The following is a 17,032-nucleotide window of genomic DNA, read 5'->3' as shown; positions in this document are numbered from 1 at the left end:
GGACGACCCGCAGGAGCTGATGCCGCGGCGGCGACCGACCCAGGAACGCAGTAAGCGCAAGTTCGACGCACTGCTGCAGGCATCCAGAGAATTGCTGGTCGAGGTCGGATTCGAATCGTTCACCTGTGAAGAGGTCGCCGCACGGGCCGAGGTGCCGATCGGCACGCTGTACCAGTTCTTCGCCAACAAGTACGTCATCGTCTGCGAACTGAATCGCCAAGACCTGGTTGCGGTTTCCCAGGAACTGGCCGACTTCCACGGCGAGGTTCCCTCACTGGACTGGTTACGGCATATGAACCAGTTCGTCGACCATCTGGCCAATCTGTGGATGACCGACCCGTCCCGCCGCGAGGTCTGGCTCGCCATGCAGTCGACACCGTCGACCCGGGCCACCGGCGCGATCCACGAGAAGGAATTCGCCGAGGTCGTCTCGCAGATGCTGCGACCACTGACCCCGCGAACCCCGCGCCCCCGCCGCACCATGATGGCGGAAGTGCTCGTGCACGTCGTCTACTCGATGCTGAATTTCTCCGTCCAGGACGAACAGAGCAATGCCGAAGCGGTCTCCGAACTCAAACGCCTGATGGTCGCGTATCTGCTGGTGGCCGAGAAGGAATCCAGGGGCGCCAGCGAACGCTGATGGCCGTCGGCGCGTCGTTTTCACGCACGACAGCGCGCAGAAGAGGTAGGGACGGACCGGATCATCCGGTCCGTCCCTACCTGCGAGTCCACAGCTGTGTCAGCCGTTGCGCCCTTCGATCAGATCGGCCAGCTCGCCCGGATCTTCCAGGACGACCATGGCTGCCGCCGTATCGCCGTCATGCGTCAGCGACAGGTGAACCCTGACCCTGGGCAGGAATTCGGCGGCGAGACCGTGCAATTTGATGCTTGGCCTGCCCCAGGCGTCGTTCACCACCTCGATCAGCGGATACGGGTTGTCCCCGATCTGCGGACTGCGGGCGAACCGAGACGATGCCCACGCCTTGAGCACCGCCTCCTTCGCCGCCCAGCGCGCCGCGAAACTGCGCGCCGGATCGGTGCCCTTGCTCTGGCAGTACCGCCGTTCACCGGCGGTGAAACTCTCCCGAAGCATGGTCGTTCCGGCACGTTCGAGCTGTTCGGAGAACTCGGAGATAGTCACCAAGTCCAAACCGATACCGAGAATCGTCACAAACGCGCAGCCTACGACGCGGCGGGCCCGACGGGGGCCGAACCGTCGACAGCGGGTTGTCCTGTGTTGCAACCGAAGCCGTTCGCCCGGTATGTGCCGTCCGCGGCGAGGCGGGCCTCGGCCGAGAGCAGCACATCCGCTTCCAGCTGACGAACCTTCGCGGCGGGCGTGCCGTCACCACCGAGGCGACGATCGGCGGGCCGCTCGTACAGCGGTGTGCCGCCGCACATGGCCTCGGCGAAACGCTGGCGTCCGGCGAGCTGACGCCGCTCGGCCTGTCGCTGGTACTCCTCGCGACGTCCCGGCTCGATCGCCTGGACGAACGCCTGAGGATGCACCACCGCGAGCAGCCCGGAGACATGCCCGAAGCCGAGTGAGGTCACCAGACCCGCTTTCAGCGGGAACTTCTCGCCGAAGCGCAGCGGTTCGCGCGCCCACACCAGATGCGGGTAGGCCTGCATCTTGTCGTCGACGCAGTCAAGGCTCCGGTTCGGTGGCACCACACCCTGTTCCAGCACCTGGCACAGGCCGATGAGCTGGAAGGCGGCAGCACCGCCCTTCGCATGCCCGGTCAGGCTCTTCTGCGAGACGACGAACAGCGGAGCGCCTTCCGAGCGCCCGATGGCCGTCGCCAGCCGCTCGTGCAGTTCGGATTCGTTGGGATCGTTGGCCGCGGTGGAGGTGTCGTGCTTGGAGATCACCGCGATGTCGTCCGCGCCGACACCGAGTTTGCGCAGTTCGGCGGCGAAACGGGATTCCCGCCCGCCGCGACCCGCACCGAGCGCGCCGAGGCCGGGCGCCGGGATGGAGGTGTGCACGCCGTCGGCGAAGGACTGCGCGTAGGCCACCACACCGAGCACGGGCAGGCCGAGTTCGAGTGCGACGTCACCGCGAGCCAGCAGCACCGTTCCGCCACCCTGTGATTCCACGAAGCCGCCGCGACGACGGTCGTTGGCGCGAGAGAAGTACCGGTCGCTGATGCCCTTGGCGCTCATGGCCGCCGAATCCGCGGTGGCCGACATATCGCCGAAGCCGACGATGCCCTCGATGCCGAGATCGTCGAAACCGCCCGCGACCACGACCTCGGCCTTGCCGAGCCGGATCTTGTCGACACCTTCCTCCACCGACACCGCCGCCGTCGCGCAGGCCGCGACCGGATGCACCATCGCGCCGTAGCTGCCGACGTAGGACTGCACCACGTGCGCCAGCGCCACGTTCGGCAGCGCTTCCTGCAGGATGTCGTTCGGGCGCGGTTCGCCGAGCAGATTGTCGACGTAGAGCGAGCGCATCGAGGACATGCCGCCCATGCCGGTGCCCTGGGTGTTGGCGACCAGGCTCGGATGCACCCAGCTCATCAGCTCGGCCGGGCTGAACCCGGAGCTGACGAACGCGTCCACCGTGCAGGCGATATTCCACAGTGCGACCCGGTCCACCGAGGACGCCATATCGGCGGAGATACCCCAGACGGTCGGATCCCAGCCGGTGGGGATCTGGCCGCCGACGGTGCGCGAGAGCTTCGCCTTACGCGGCACGCGAATCTCGGTGCCCGCCTTGCGCGTCACGGTCCAATCGCCGGAATCGGCGACCGGTGTGATGACGGTGTGCTCAGGATCGGCGCTGTGGAAGGCGCGGGCCTCGGCCTCGCCGCCCACCGTGAACGAGAGGTCCTGGTCGAGGAAGACCGAGGTCATCAACGGTGCCGCGTTATCGATCATGGAGCCGTCGTCGGCGTAGCGGCGCACGCCGCACCGGGCGACCACCGCGTCGTGATAACGCTCGGCCAGTTCCGATTCCGGGACGAAATCGCCGGATTCGACGTCGTACCAGCCCGGTTTGGGATCCTGCTCCCAGGTGACGAGGCCGGTGGTCCACGCGAGTTCCAGCACGCCGGCGGCGGAGAGCTCGTCGGAGACCTCGACCTCGAAGCGAGTGCGCGAGGATCCGTACGGGCCGAGTTCACCCGCGCCGACGATCACGACCATATCGGCGAGATCGGCGGTCACCTCGCCCCATTCGGGAACCGGAAGCGCCGAACTCATGGTCGGCGGGGCGGGCAGCGCCGGGATCGTCGTCTCGGCGGGCTCGTCCACTTCCTCGGCGGCTGCCTCCTCGGCGGCCTGCTTGGCGAGTTCCGGGAGGTTGAGCTTGACCCGGGCGAGACCACCGGTGAGGTCGATCTGCTGGGGTCCGGCGGCAGTCACCTGACGGGCCCGCGAGGTGCACCACTTGAGCAGCTCGTCGGCCATCTCGAGGGTGGACCAGGTGTGCACACCCGCCTTCTCCACCACCGAGACCACGGGATCGTTGTGGCCCATCAGACCGGTGCCGCGCACCCAGCCGATCAGCGCGTGCACCAATGTCACTCGCGTCGACCACGACTTCTCGACCCGCGAACGAGCCACGAGGGCGTCGAGCGCGGCCTTCGATTCGCCGTACGCGCCGTCACCGCCGAACATGCCTCGGTTCGGCGAACCCGGCAGCACCACATGCAGTTTCGCGTCGACATCGTGGTCGGCGCCGATCGCGGACAGCCCGCCGATCAGCCGCTCGACCGACCAGAGCAGCACCTTCATCTCGATTTCGGCGCGGGGGCCGGCGTCGGAGAGATCGCCCGCGACCCGCGGCGCCGCGAACGGCAGCAGCAGGGTGGGCGTCATCGCGTCCTTGACCTTGACCTTGGCCCCGCCCGCATTGTCGACCTGCTCGGCGCCGACCCAGTCGACGAGTGCGTCGATGTCCTGGTAGGAGGCCATATTCGCGGGCACGACCCACAGCGCGGCGCCCTGACGGGCGTTCTCGCGGTAGAGCTTGCGGTAGAAGGCGAGACGCTCGTCGTTCAGGCTCGAGGTGGTGACGACCACGGTGGCCCCGCCGCCGAGCAGGCGGCCGGTGGCCGCAGCGGCGATGGAACCCTTGCTCGCACCGGTGATCACCGCGACGTCGGAGGACCACACGCCGGGTTCCTCGGTCTGCACCGCCGCCTCGGCGATGCGCTCGTAGACGCCCGCCAGGACCGAACGGGCCTCGTGCTTGGCCCGCGCACGCCACCAGTCGGCCTGCGCGGCAACGGCTTCGCCCGCTCCGATGAAACCGTCGATCGGCACGTCCTCGGTATCGGCGTCCAGCCACAGCCGGACCAGATCCTCGCGGGCGGTGGCCCAGCGGTCATCGATGAGCACGGCCTTGCGTGCGTCGAAGGCAGGCGCGACGAGACGCGGCCAGTCCGAACCCAATTCGGCGGAGACCAGATCGACGAGCGAGGACTCATCGGCCGATTCGACGGCGGAGATCTGCTCGGCGAGTCCGAGCTCGTTCAGGATCACCCTGGCCGCCTTGGCGAGCACGCCATCGCGTCCGGTGATCTGCTCGGTGAACTCACCCAGGGCCGCCGCGTCGACGGTGCCGCCACCGCCGCCACCGGCGGCGGGCAGCGAAACCGCGACCCCGCGCCGAGCGGCCACCGACTGCACCGCGGCATCGATCGCGGCGTCGACCGAGGCGCCGTCGCCCAGCGCACCGGCGACCAGTCCGCCGAGATCGCCGCCGCGCACGCTCGCACCCTCGCGGGTGCCGAGGGATACCTCGGCGGTGACGTGGTGGGTCCAGCCGTCGCCGAGTTCCCAGACCTTCTTCACGCGTTCGGCGATGGCCGCCGGCCGCTTACCGGACGGGCCGAACACCTTGCGCAGGTGGTCGCTGATCGAATCGGACAGCACCGAGCCGAAGGGCTTGTAGGTGCGGGCCAACCGCTCGACGGTGGCGGACAGCGCACCCATATCGGCGTCGGCCGCACCGTCGATGGCGCCGAGCGAAAGCTCGGAACCGAGGTCGACGAGCAGCTGGTTACGCCGCGAGGAGACGCCGTCGCACAGGCCCTCGATGGTGTCGACCGGACCGATCTGGTCCAGCCGGAGCTTGGTCCACAGCGCGATGAGCACGCGGGTGGCGTCGGCGGCGGTGAACGCGATGTCATCCGGGCGGGGACCACCGGAACTCGCGACCGGGGCCGCGGCGGCGGGTGCCGCGGCGACCGGAGCCGCAGTCGACGGCGCGGCCTCGACGGTCTCCTCCGGCTCGTCCACCGGCGCCGGATCGGTATCGGTGGAGTAGACGATGCCCGCCTCGCGCTCGATATTGAGCACCTCGACGGTGGCGGTGGCGAAACTCGGCAGCTTCAAGGTCTGGCTCGCCAGATTCGCCACGGTCGGGGTCGCACCCAAGCCGATTTCCACGAACCGCTCCACACCGAGCCCACCGTGCGCGGTATCGGTGAACAGCAGATCCTGGGTTTCGATCCAGCGCACCGGGCTGGCGAACTGCCAGGCCAGCAGTTCGATCAGCACCACGCGGCACAGCTCGGTCGGGCGCGCCGCCCAGCTGTCGAAGTCGGCGAGGACGGCGGCCAGCGGCTCCGACGGCACCAGATCCACGATCTCCTGGACGAAGGCGCGCTCCAGCGAGAACGGCCTCGGCACCAGGTTCGGGATGTAGCGTCCGACCAGGATTTCCGGGTGCAGATCCTCGGGAAGCAGCTGCTCCAGCTTGTGCCGGAACTCGGGAACGCCCTTGCGCAGCACGGTCGAGTGGAACGGCACGTCGATGCCGGGGACCAGGATGAAGGCCCGCTTGCCGCCGAATTCGGCGCGGCGGCGGTCGATCTCGGTCTCGAGGGCATCGAGGCCCGCGACCGTGCCCGCGATCGCGTACTGCGAACCGCGCAGGTTCAGGTTCACGACCTCGAGGAATTCGCCGACCTGCTCGCCGACGCTCGTGACGAAGTCGATGACCTCGTCGTCCGGCAGACCGATCTGCGAAGGCCGGATAGCGGCCATCCGGTAGTCGCTGCGGCCCTGAGCGTCACGGGGCACCAGCTCGTGCATGGCGGAACCGCGCTGGAACACCACCTCGAGGACGGCCTCCAGCGGCAGCACCCCGGCCACCGCGGCAAGGGCGTTGTACTCGCCGACCGAATGTCCGGCCAGCATCGCGCCTTCGACGAAGGCGCCGGCCTCACGCAGTTCGGCGACCTGGGCGACACCGAGGGTGGCCATGGCGACCTGGGTGAACTGGGTCAGGTGCAGCACGCCGTCGGGATGGCGATGCTCGACGCCGCGCGCCTTGAGGTAGGTCGGGTTGTCGCGGACCACGGCCAGGATCGAGAAGCCGAGCGCGTCGCGGGTGTGCTTGTCGGCCCGCTCCCAGATCTCCTTGGCCGCCTTCGAGCGGGTGCGGGCGTCCAGACCCATCCCCTTGCGCTGGATGCCCTGACCGGGGAAGGCGTAGACCGTCTTCGGCGCTGTGGTGCGACCGGTCGCGGTCATCACCAGATCACCGCCGGTGCGGCAGGAGACCTCGATGATTTCGCTGCCCGCGTCCACCGCGACGCGCTCGACACGCACGTCGATCTCCGCACCGGGGCGAACCATGCCGAGGAATCGGGTGGTCCACGCGGTCACGGTGCGCGCGGGCACCGAACTGTCGGGATCGACGGCCGACACCGCGTGCTGGGCCGCGGCCGAGAGCCACATGCCGTGCACGATCGGGCTGCCGAGCCCGGCCAGTTTGGCGGCGGAATCGCTGGTGTGGATGGGGTTGTGGTCACCCGAAACAGCGGCGAAGGCGTGCATGGCGCGCGGGGCGACCATGGTGACATCGCGACGCCGACGACGCGGGGTGTCGGTCGCGGCGTCGGAGACGCTACCCGCCGCCCGCGGCGGATCGGACAGTTCACCCGCGCCGTTGCGACCGCGGATGGCGAAACGTTCGGTCAAGGTGGCGACGGTCGGCATGGACAGTCCGGTTTCCGGCTTGTCCAGCATGCCGGTGATCTTCACCGTGACCTCGACGACGCGCCCCATATCGGTGTCGACGGTCTCGCCCGCCCGCGCGCGCACCACGAGAACACTGGTGTCGGCGGGCAGTTCACCGTCCAGGTCGATCTGGTGATCGAGGTGAACCAGGTCGAGCATGCCCTCGATGACGCTCGCGCCATCGGCGGTGCGGGTGGCGCCGAGCACCGCGAAGACAGCGGGCCAGCACGCGCCGACCAGCACATCGGGCACCGTACGGCCGAGGGTGCTCAGCGAAGCGGGCAGGCCGGAACCGGTGACGCCCGCGTGGTCGGCGATCAGATCCGGGGTCCACGCGACATTGAGATGCGCGATGCCGCCCTTCACCTCCGGCAGCGACTGACCGGCCGCGACCGCGAGCAGCGCGGACATCGCGGTTTCGGCGTCGGCCTCGGTGATGACGGGTGCGCCGCCGTTGTAGGAGGACACCGGGACGGTGATTCTGATCCGCACGGCGTCGCGGCCGAGCAGCGGAACGGTCAGTTCGACGTAGGAGTTCTCGGCGTCGTCGCCGGTGGTCTCCACCAGCGTCGCGCCGGTGCGGGGATGCACCGCGCCCTTGCCGTCCACGGTCCACTCGGCCAGATCGCCGAGGCGGTGTACCGGGTTGATGGTGGTACGGCCGGACCACTCCACATCGGGCGCGGCCAGCACCGCATCGATCGGGCCGCTGGTCACACCGGCCACCCGGCGCGCGTCGACCGGGGCCGGAACCACGCCGGAACGCACCAGCGAATACGCGGTGTCCTGCTCGAAGCGGTCGAGCAGTTCGCCGACCGGCTCGTCGACGCGGGTGATGCCAGCCACCGAGACGGTGCCGGGGATGACGCACACCTGGTCGGCCGAGTAGCGCGGATCGTGGGCCTGCCACAGCGAATCCGAGCGCCACCAGCGACGCACATCGCCGTCGACGACGGGAACGAAATTCACCGGCTTGCCGGGGATCTTGCAGAGCGTGACGAAGAACGGCACATCCGCCGGATGCAGCAGGGTCCGCTCGGCCGCCGGGTACTGCTCCTTCAGCGTGCAGATGGCCTCGACGGGGCTTTCGAACGCGTCGTCGGAGGCGAACAGCGTCGGGATCTCGCCGCGATCGGCCGGATTGAGCCGGGATTCGGTGCGGCGGATCATTTCGGCGAACCGGTCACGCCAAGTGATGTCGAGCCACACCGAGCGGGTGGCGTCGAGGATGGCGTCGCCGATATCGCTGCCGCAGTCGAAATCCTTGCGGCGATCAAGGCCGACGGCCAGTTCGACGTAGCGCTCCAGCCATTCCAGGTAGGTCATGGTGGCGACGTCGCCGAAATACGGCTTGGCGGTGGAGTTCAGCGCCGCGATGATCTCCTCGCGGCGCTCGGCGACCGCGTCGGCGTCGCCCGCGACCTCGTCCAGCAGACGGCCGGTGCGCGAGGCGGCATTGTCGATCTCGTGGATGTCGGCGCCCAATTGGCTACGGCCCGAGGCCATTCCGCCGTTCGCGGTGCCCGCGCCGACCCAATCCGGGGTGCCGGGCGTTTCGACGAGCAGCCGCTTCACCTCGGGGGCCGTCGTGGCCTCCAGCGTCGCCATGGCGGCGGTGCCGACCAGGACACCGTCGAGCGGCATCACCGGGTAGCCGTGCGTGGTCGACCACGCGCCGGTCAGGTACTCCGTCGCGCGCTCGGGAGTGCCGATGCCACCGCCGACGCAGATCACGACGTTATCGCGGGTGCGCAGTTCGGCGTAGGTCTCCAGCAGCAGGTCGTCGAGGTCCTCCCAGGAGTGGTGGCCGCCGGCCTTGCCGCCCTCGATATGCATGATGACCGGGTAATCGGGAACCTCGTCGGCGATCCGCAGCACCGCGCGGATCTGCGCCACCGTTCCCGGTTTGAAGGCGACATGGGAGATGCCGACCTCGGTGAGCTCCTGGATCAGCGCGACGGCTTCTTCCAATTCCGGGATGCCCGCGGTGACGATCACGCCGTCGAGCGGAGCGCCAGCGCTGCGTGCCTTCTGGACCAGGCGCTTGCCGCCCAGCTGGAGCTTCCACAGGTACGGATCGAGGAACAGCGAGTTGAACTGCACCGCGCGCCCCGGATGCAGCAGCGTCTTCAGCTCGGCGACCCGGTCGGCGAAGATCTGCTCGGTCACCTGGCCGCCACCGGCCAGTTCCGCCCAGTGACCCGCGTTCGCCGCGGCAGCGACGATTTTCGCGTCGACGGTGGTCGGCGTCATACCCGCGAGCAGGATCGGCGAGCGGCCGGTCAACTTGGTGAACGAGGTCTCGACCACGATCCGCCCGTTCGGCAGCCGCACCGGGCGCGGCGCGTAGGCCGACCACGGCTGGGCCACCTCGGGCGCGGCCCCCGGGGTCAGCAGACCGCGCTGTCCCACACGGGTTGCCGCGGCGATCATGCCGACTCCGGTCCCCTTGAGCGAACTACTGGTGACCCGGCTCAGCAGATCACCCGGACCCAGATCAAGGATCCACTGCGCGCCCGCGGCGACGACCTCGTCCACGATGCCGACCCAGTCGACCGGGTCGACGAGGATCTCCTTGGCCAACGTCGCGGCCAGCTCCTGGTCGAGCCCGCACTGCCCGGCCCAGCCGGTCACCACATCCACCGTGTCGGCCAGCGCCGGGTGATGGAAAGCGACATCGACCAGCAGATCCTCGAAGACCGGAGCGAAGACCGCGCCGCCGAACTGCTTGGCGTCGCGCGCCCCGCTCTGCTCGTCGTGGATCTCGGCGCAACGCTGACGGACCCGCTCGAGGTGGGCCGGGGTTCCCGACAGCACCACGCGCCTGCGACCGTTGCGGATCGAGATCACCGCTGCCGCGTTCGCGTCGACACCGGCCGACACCTCGGCCAGCACCTCGCGCAGTCGCTCGGGATCCACATTGGACACCGCGACCATCGATGAGCGTTCGCCCACCGGCATGAGCCCGCGCCGCCGCGCCACCAAACCGGCTGCGGCGCCGATCAATTGCGCGATTGCCAAAAGTTCGACGTCCCGTGAACCACCGGCCTTCACCGCCGCCGCGGCCAGCCGTCCCTGCGAATGACCGACCACCGCCACCGGAGCGTGCTCGGCCGGGTCGAGCCCCTGCAACCGCAGCGCCCGCAGGGCCGCGAGCTGAGCGAGCAGCACACCCGGCATCGACACCGCGGCGCCGCGCAACTCGATCTCCGACGGCGCGGCAGAGTTCTCCCCCTGATCCGCGTCGACCAACTCGTTCTCGAGCATCCACCCGATCGGGTCGAACCCGACGGGCCGCACCACGAGCAGTTGCCGCGCAACAGGTTCCAGCAGCACGGCCGCCTCGTTGACCAGCGCGGTCAACTCCGGCTCCAGCGCGCTGTCACGCCCTATTTCTTCCAGCTCGCCGAGCCACTGCGCCCCCTGTCCCCCGAACGCGAGCGCATACGGCGCTCCGTTCAGCAGGCGATCCAACAGCGGCGCCCGCACCCCGTCTCGCTGGGGGGTCGCCTTCGCGCTCGGTCCGGTCCCGGTCTCGGTGCTCTCGTTGATCGTCAAGACGCTTCGACTTCCTTCTCCTGGCGACACACCCCGTCCGGCGCGTCGCTCCCTCCGGTTCGCACTACTCCGCAACCTCTAGGCCTGTTCTGGGCGAGGATTCCACAGAATCATGAGGAAATCCTCACGTTTCCCCCCGGGAGTGGCGCTTACCAATCAGTATTCGAGTACGGAAGTACCAGAATGCCCAGAAACATGACCCCTCCTCATGTTTGAACTCCCTGGTCCATCCGGTTACCAACACGTACGAAACATGAGCGCTCCTCATGTTGAGCGTTACTAAACCGTTATAGTCCCAGGTCGGGTTACCGGCGAGTACGACACTCCTCACATGAGCTTCGCGATCGCGGTCAAGGCCGGTAGAGTTTGGACGGTCGTACCATCAAGCGCGAGTGGCGAAATTGGCAGACGCGCCAGATTTAGGTTCTGGTGTCCACGGACGTAGGGGTTCAAGTCCCCTCTCGCGCACAGATCTCCGTCATTCGTGACAGATATTCGCGCAGTGTGCTCGAGGGCCATCACCACAGCAGCCCGACCAGCGAATACACCTTCTGACCTGCGCCAATTCGTGGCGCGTCTGCCATTTCACGACAATTGTGCCGTATCCCGGATGTTTGCTGACGGAAGCGATCAGCGATAATCGCGCCGGTCATCCCGCCGCAACCGCCGTTGCAGGAACTCGTTTCAAGAACCGCAGATCGGACCGCCCGGTCCGTCCTTCGGACAGCAATGTCCGGTACGGGCTGTGCACCTACGACACCGGCGCTCTTCGGCCCAGTGGGGAGAAGGACGGCAGCGACCGGCGAACGGACCGCCCGGTTACGCTCGAGCCGGTTGATCCAACGTTGCGGGAGAGGATGGCTTCCCCCCGGCTGGATTGGTGACCTCAGAGGGTTTCGGCCGACTCGCTGTCGTCGATGGGCTCGCCGATGATCGGCTGGAGCTGAACAAGGATCATCCAGTTATCCGAGTCCCGAAGAGACGCTGCCCGGACTCGGTAACTCCCTGGATCCAGGTCGATGAGGAGTTGGTTGTCGGGCTCGATCTCTGCTCCCGCCCATGCCGAGTCGAAAAGCATGACGGGTTCTCGTACTTCCCAGGCAAGGTCTTCGTCTGGGTCCCAAGTGATGTCTCGCAGTACTCGCCGCACCATGTCGACGGGATCTTCGTCGGAGTCGGCTGCCGCCCCGCGCAGGAACACCCGCTCGGCGGGGAGATATGTCGTGCGAGCGGGTTGGTCACCGAGAACAGGGCGGCCTGGGAGCCGATCGCGACCAGGCCGATGCATCCCCGCACCGAGCGGGCTCGGCCGTAATCGCCCCACGTCTCCACCGACCCGTTCATATCCTCACCGGTTCCTCGGGGGTTCCAGCCGATCACTTCACCGCGAGGTAGCCGACTCCACATCCGGTCGACTCGGCGTTGACGCACCGCCGCGCTCTTGTAACACTCGCTCGAATGAAGACAACGACGTCACCCGCCGGGGAGGTGACGGCGGTTGGCCCGTCCGGGCCGGGGGACGAGGGCGTTCTCTTCGCCCTCACCGGCGAGACCTGGGATCATGCTCGCACGATGGCCGGGGTCTCGCTGCTCTGCGAGTGGGCGGTGCGGCACGGCTCGACCATCGAATCGGTCCTGTCCGGCTCCCACATAGCCCCGGAGTCACTGGATTCCCCGCACGAGTTGATGACGGCCCGCCAGGAGATCACGGTGATTCGGAACATTCTGAGTCACCATGGGGGCCGTCACGGTATCGGGACCGAGATCGGCAGGCAATACCACCTGACCACCTACGGCTATTTCGGCTATCTGCTCGTCACGTCCGGGACCGTCCGCGAGATGGTGAGCAACGGCCTGCGCTACGCGCCGCTGTCATTCGCCCTGTCCGAGATCCGGGCGCATGTCACCGGGTCTGGCTGGTTCCGTTCCACGTACAGCGCCGATTATCTGCCGGAGCCGATCCGCGATTTCGCCGTGGAGCGGGACATGGCGGCGAGTATCCAGATACAGCGTGAACTCTTCACCGATCCGGACGCCGTTCGGCTGGTCGAGGTCCGGTTCGCCTCCGCGGAACCCCGGGAACCGGATGCCATCCAGCGCGAGTACTTCGCGGTGCCGGTGTCCTTCGGCCATCCTGTTTCCGAGCTGGTCTACGAGACCGGCTACCTGGATACTCCGCTGCCGCTGGCCAACCGTCATACCGCGTCGGTGATGGTGGACCAGTGCGAACGCATCAGATCCGAACGGCTGCGCTACATCGGGGTCACCGCGCGGATCCGGGAGCTCCTGCTGACGCGGCAGTGCCTCGATCTCACGCTCGAGGACGTGGCGGCCGAACTGCACTACGCGCCGAGAACTCTGCGTCGCTATCTACACCAGGAAGGCACGAGCTTCCGGGAGGTGGTGGAGGAGGTGCGCCGCAGTCTCGCCTATGACCTGCTGCGTGAGCGCGCCGTTCCCCGGGAGGAGGTGGCGCGGCGACTCGGCTACCACGACTGGTCCAGTCTGGCTCGCGCGCTCCGCCGGTGGAAGATGTCCGGCCTGTCGGAGACGCCTCGGCCCGCGCACTGACCCGGTTGGCCTGAACTGTCGCGTTCTGGCCCCGGACGTCCTGTCTCCGAAGCCCCGCTCCGCCTTACCTTCGGTGAGACGTAGCCCACATTCGAAGCTGCGTGTGGTCGGCATTACAGGAGGCGGTTCGGGTGAAGGTCAAAGCAGCAGTGGTCGACGAGGTCGGTGCGCCGTGGCGGATCACCGAGGTCGAACTCGGGGATCCGGTGGCGGGTGAGGTGCAGGTCAAGCTGACCGCGTCCGGTCTGTGCCACTCCGATGTGCATGTGTCGGCGGGTTCGAGTCCGGTGCCGTTCTTCCCGGTGCTCGGCGGGCACGAGGGCGCCGGTGTCGTCACCAAGGTCGGTCCGGGTGTCCGCGGCCTCGAGGAGGGCGATCATGTGGTGCTCGCCTTCATCCCGGCGTGCGGGACGTGCCGGCCGTGTGCCTCGGGTCTGCAGAACCTCTGCGACGAGGGCGCCGGACTGCTGACCGGCGAGGCGATCTCCGACAAGGGCTTTCGGGTGCAGGAGGCCGGGCGGCCGGTGATCCAGATGTGTCTGCTCGGGACGTTCGCACCATACGTGACCGTGAATCAGGCCTCGGTTGTCAAGATCGAGAAGGACGTGCCTCTGGAGGTGGCCTCGCTGCTCGGCTGCGGCGTCTCCACCGGGTGGGGGTCGGCCACCGAGATCGGCAACACGCGCCCCGGCGACACCGTCGTCGTCATGGGGGTCGGCGGTGTCGGCATCAACGCCGTGCAGGGCGCGAAGTTCGCCGGCGCCCGCTACATCGTCGGGATCGATCCGGTCGAGTTCAAGCGCAAGAAGGCGCTCGAGTTCGGGGCCACCCACGTCTACTCCTCTGTCGACGAGGCCGTCGCGGAACTGCCCGATCTGACCTGGGGGTTGATGGCTCAGGTCACGATCATCACGGTCGGCGAGATCAGGGGCGAATACATCCAGCAGGCACTGAGCCTGACCAGCAAGGGCGGCCAGGTGGTCGTGACCGCCATGGGCGATCACACCCTCTCCGCTGTCGAGATGAATCTGTTCGAACTGACCCTGTTGCAGAAGCGCGTGCAGGGAGCGATCTTCGGCGGCGTGGGGCCGCGCACCCAGATCCCCAAACTCCTCGACCTCTACCGCTGCGGCCATTTGGAACTGGAGAAGCTCGTCAGCGCCCGGTATCGCCTCGAGGACGTCAACCAGGGCTACCAGGACATGGCCGACGGCAAGAACCTGCGGGGCGTCATCAGCTTCTCGGACACGGACTACTGAGAGCACCGACGGACAAGGAACGATCCGATGCCACTGGAACCCGTCACCCAGGCACTGCTGGCGCAACTGGCAGAACCGCGCACTCCACCGATCCACGAGAGCACTCCCGCCATCGCGCGAATGTCGGGACCGATCTTCGCCGGGCTGAGCGGGCGCGGACCGGAGGTCGCCGCGGTCCGCAACACCAAACTCACCGGCGCGGACGGGCAATCCTTCCGCGTCCGGGTCCTCGAGCCCGAGGGCCCGCCACGGTCGGTGATCGTCTACTTCCACGGCGGCGGCTGGGTGATCGGCGATATCGACCTGCAGTACGACCACCTGGGCCGGCACCTGGTGAACCTCACCGAATCCACGGTGGTGCTGGTGAACTACCGCAAGGCTCCCGAGCATCGCTTTCCCACCGCGCTAGAGGACAGCTGGCTCGGCCTGCGGTGGGCCGCCGACCTCGCGGGACCGGACACCCCGCTGATCGTGGCCGGCGACAGTGCGGGCGGCAACATCGCGGCGGTGATGACGCGCTGGGCCCGCGATCGCGGCGGTCCCCGCATCGACTACCAGGTGCTGGTCTACCCCGTCACCGATGCCGATTTCGACCGCCCGTCCTACGTCGATCCGCAGAACCAGTTGCTGCTCGGTCGCGACACCATGATCTGGTTCTGGAACCACTACCTCCCCGATCCCGCCGCACGACTGCACCCCGACGCGTCTCCGCTGCGCGCACCCGACCTCGCCGGATTGCCGCCTGCCCTGGTCTATGTCGCCGAGTACGACCCGCTGCACGACGAAGGGGTCGCCTACGCCCGAGCTCTCGACGCCGCCGGAGTCCCGGTGGTGCTGGAGGAAGCGGCCGGGCAGATGCACGGGTACTTCCAGATGGCGAACATCCTCCCCGGCTACACCACCGGAATCGAACTGGTGGCGGCCCAAATTCGCACATTCATCGGGCAGTACTCCCCCGATCTCGATCAGAAGGTGGTGTGACCAGTGGCCGATCACGACGTCGTCGTCATCGGGGCCGGATTCGCCGGCCTCTACCAACTCCACGCACTACGCGAACTCGGTTTCGACACAGTGGTGTTCGAAGCCGGGCCCGAGGTCGGCGGAACCTGGTATTGGAACCGCTATCCAGGAGCCCGGTGCGATATCGAGTCCATCGAATACTCCTACTCCTTCGACCCCGAGCTCGAGCAGGAGTGGAACTGGACCGAGCGCTACGCCGCCCAGCCCGAAATCCTCTCCTACATCCGCCACGTCGCGGACCGCCACGACCTGCGCCGCGATATCCGATTCGACACCCGGATCACCGGACTCGATTTCGACCGTGACACCGGCGAGTGGACCGTCGTCACCGAGACCGGTGAACGCGTCACCACCCGATTCGTGATCGCCGCGACCGGCTGCCTGTCCGTGCCCGCGAAGCCGCGGTTCGACGGGCTCGCCGACTTCACCGGCGAGGTGTACTGGACGTGGGACTGGCCGTCCGAGAAGGTCGACCTGCGCGGCAAACGGGTCGCCGTCATCGGCACGGGCTCGTCGGGCCTGCAGACGATTACCGCCATCGCCCCGGAAGTCGAGCATCTCACCGTCTTCCAGCGCACACCCCCCTACGCGGTCCCCGCGCACAACGGGCCGATCGGCCCAGCATTGGCCGAGGTCAAGCAGCGCTATCCGGAATACCGTGAAGTCAGCCGCAACTCCATCGGCGGCGCACAATGCGCGGACCTGGAACTCCCGTTCTTCGCCGACCTCGAACCCCGCGCCGCGACCGCCTACCTCGACCGGCGCTGGGACCACGGCGGGCTGTGCTTCCAGCAGAGCTTCTACGATCTGATCCAGGACCCGCAGGCCAACGAACTCGCCGCCGAATACGTCCGCGCCCGCATCCGGGAGAAGGTGAAAGATCCCGCGCTCGCGGAGAAACTGACACCACGGTCCTATCCGATCGCCGCCAAACGCATGTGCGTGGACACCGGCTACTACGAGGTCTACAACCGGGACAACGTCACCCTCGTCGACCTGCTCGAGGAACCGATCTCGCGGATCACCCCGCGCGGCATCCGCACCGGAGACACCGAACGCGAATTCGACGTCATCGTGCTCGCCACCGGATTCGACGCGATGACCGGTGCGTTGAACGCCATCGACATCCGCAACGGCGAACAGAGCCTGGCCCGGAGATGGGCCGACGGACCCCGCACCTACCTGGGGTTGATGTCGGCCGGATTCCCCAACCTGTTCACCATCACCGGCCCCCAGAGTCCCGCGGTCCTGTCGAACATGCTGACCTCCATCGAATACCACGTCGAATGGATCAGCGATCTGCTCGTACACCTGCGCGCCAAGGGACTGAACCGCGTCGAGCCCGACCCCGCCGCCGAACAGAACTGGGTGGACATCGTCGCCGACACCGCCGACCTGACCCTCTTCCCGCAAGCGGCATCGTGGTACATGGGCGCCAACATTCCCGGTAAGCGCAGGGTCTTCCTGCCCTTCGTCGGCGGAGTCGGGGTGTACAAGCAGATCGGCGACGGCGTCGCGATCGCCGATTACCACGGTTTCGAACTCGCCTAGCAGTTACGGGCCCAACCCGGCGTGTTCGGCCGTGTGGCGTCCGATCCGGCTGATCTCGAACCTTACCGGCGACGCACCGAAGGCGTTGCGCG

The 17,032-nt window shown here is 67.7% G+C and carries 8 protein-coding genes and 1 tRNA gene; 6 read left to right on the top strand and 3 right to left on the bottom strand.

The genetic code is table 11. From position 1 onward, the window contains the following. Window positions 1-19: 19 nt before the first annotated feature. Window positions 20-640 (top strand): TetR/AcrR family transcriptional regulator, encoded by a 621-nt coding sequence (locus tag ABZS43_RS00780; protein WP_355033962.1) that lies wholly within the window; start codon window positions 20-22, stop codon window positions 638-640. Window positions 641-739: 99 nt separating this feature from the next. Here the strand turns inward: ABZS43_RS00780 and ABZS43_RS00775 are convergent, their stop codons facing one another. Both ABZS43_RS00775 and ABZS43_RS00770 read right to left on the bottom strand, forming a co-directional pair. After that, entirely contained in the window at window positions 740-1,171 is a 432-nt protein-coding gene (locus ABZS43_RS00775; protein WP_355033699.1) for a holo-ACP synthase, read from the bottom strand. Between the two features lie 11 nt (window positions 1,172-1,182). Then, on the bottom strand, window positions 1,183-10,539 hold the full coding sequence (locus ABZS43_RS00770; RefSeq protein WP_355033698.1) for a fatty acid synthase subunit beta domain-containing protein: 9,357 nt from the start codon (window positions 10,537-10,539) through the stop codon (window positions 1,183-1,185). A 386-nt stretch (window positions 10,540-10,925) separates the two neighbouring features. Between ABZS43_RS00770 and ABZS43_RS00765 the strand changes: the two genes are divergently transcribed. Then, window positions 10,926-11,007: transfer RNA gene (locus tag ABZS43_RS00765), tRNA-Leu, on the top strand. A 418-nt stretch (window positions 11,008-11,425) separates the two neighbouring features. Here ABZS43_RS00765 and ABZS43_RS00760 read toward each other — a convergent pair. Beyond that, a complete protein-coding gene (locus tag ABZS43_RS00760) occupies window positions 11,426-11,827 on the bottom strand; it encodes an Imm21 family immunity protein (RefSeq protein WP_355033697.1) in 402 nt (133 codons plus the stop codon). A gap of 170 nt (window positions 11,828-11,997) precedes the next feature. Between ABZS43_RS00760 and ABZS43_RS00755 the strand changes: the two genes are divergently transcribed. From ABZS43_RS00755 to ABZS43_RS00740, 4 genes are all read left to right on the top strand, one after another. Beyond that, window positions 11,998-13,110 carry an AraC family transcriptional regulator ligand-binding domain-containing protein gene (locus tag ABZS43_RS00755; protein WP_355033696.1) on the top strand — a complete coding sequence of 371 codons (1,113 nt, stop codon included), beginning with the start codon at window positions 11,998-12,000 and terminating at the stop codon, window positions 13,108-13,110. A gap of 131 nt (window positions 13,111-13,241) precedes the next feature. Then, window positions 13,242-14,369: an NDMA-dependent alcohol dehydrogenase gene (locus ABZS43_RS00750; RefSeq protein ID WP_355033695.1), complete on the top strand. Its 1,128-nt coding sequence runs from the start codon at window positions 13,242-13,244 to the stop codon at window positions 14,367-14,369. Window positions 14,370-14,396: 27 nt separating this feature from the next. Further along, a complete protein-coding gene (locus ABZS43_RS00745; RefSeq protein WP_355033694.1) occupies window positions 14,397-15,350 on the top strand; it encodes an alpha/beta hydrolase in 954 nt (317 codons plus the stop codon). Window positions 15,351-15,353: 3 nt separating this feature from the next. Next, window positions 15,354-16,940, top strand: coding sequence for an NAD(P)/FAD-dependent oxidoreductase (locus ABZS43_RS00740; protein WP_355033693.1), 1,587 nt, complete (start codon window positions 15,354-15,356; stop codon window positions 16,938-16,940). Window positions 16,941-17,032 lie beyond the last annotated feature (92 nt).

The organism is Nocardia sp. NPDC005366 (assembly GCF_040606855.1).
GTDB lineage: Bacteria > Actinomycetota > Actinomycetes > Mycobacteriales > Mycobacteriaceae > Nocardia.
The sequence above is the reverse complement of the archived record's forward strand: the minus strand, read 5'-3'. Positions and strand labels throughout refer to the sequence as shown.

What these genes read in the sequence shown, in the direction of transcription:
- ABZS43_RS00780 (WP_355033962.1), top strand. Translation starts at nt 20, where the DNA reads ATGCCGCGGCGGCGACCGACCCAGGAACGCAGTAAGCGCAAGTTCGAC.
- ABZS43_RS00760 (WP_355033697.1), bottom strand. Translation starts at nt 11,827, where the DNA reads ATGCATCGGCCTGGTCGCGATCGGCTCCCAGGCCGCCCTGTTCTCGGT.
- ABZS43_RS00755 (WP_355033696.1), top strand. Translation starts at nt 11,998, where the DNA reads ATGAAGACAACGACGTCACCCGCCGGGGAGGTGACGGCGGTTGGCCCG.
- ABZS43_RS00745 (WP_355033694.1), top strand. Translation starts at nt 14,397, where the DNA reads ATGCCACTGGAACCCGTCACCCAGGCACTGCTGGCGCAACTGGCAGAA.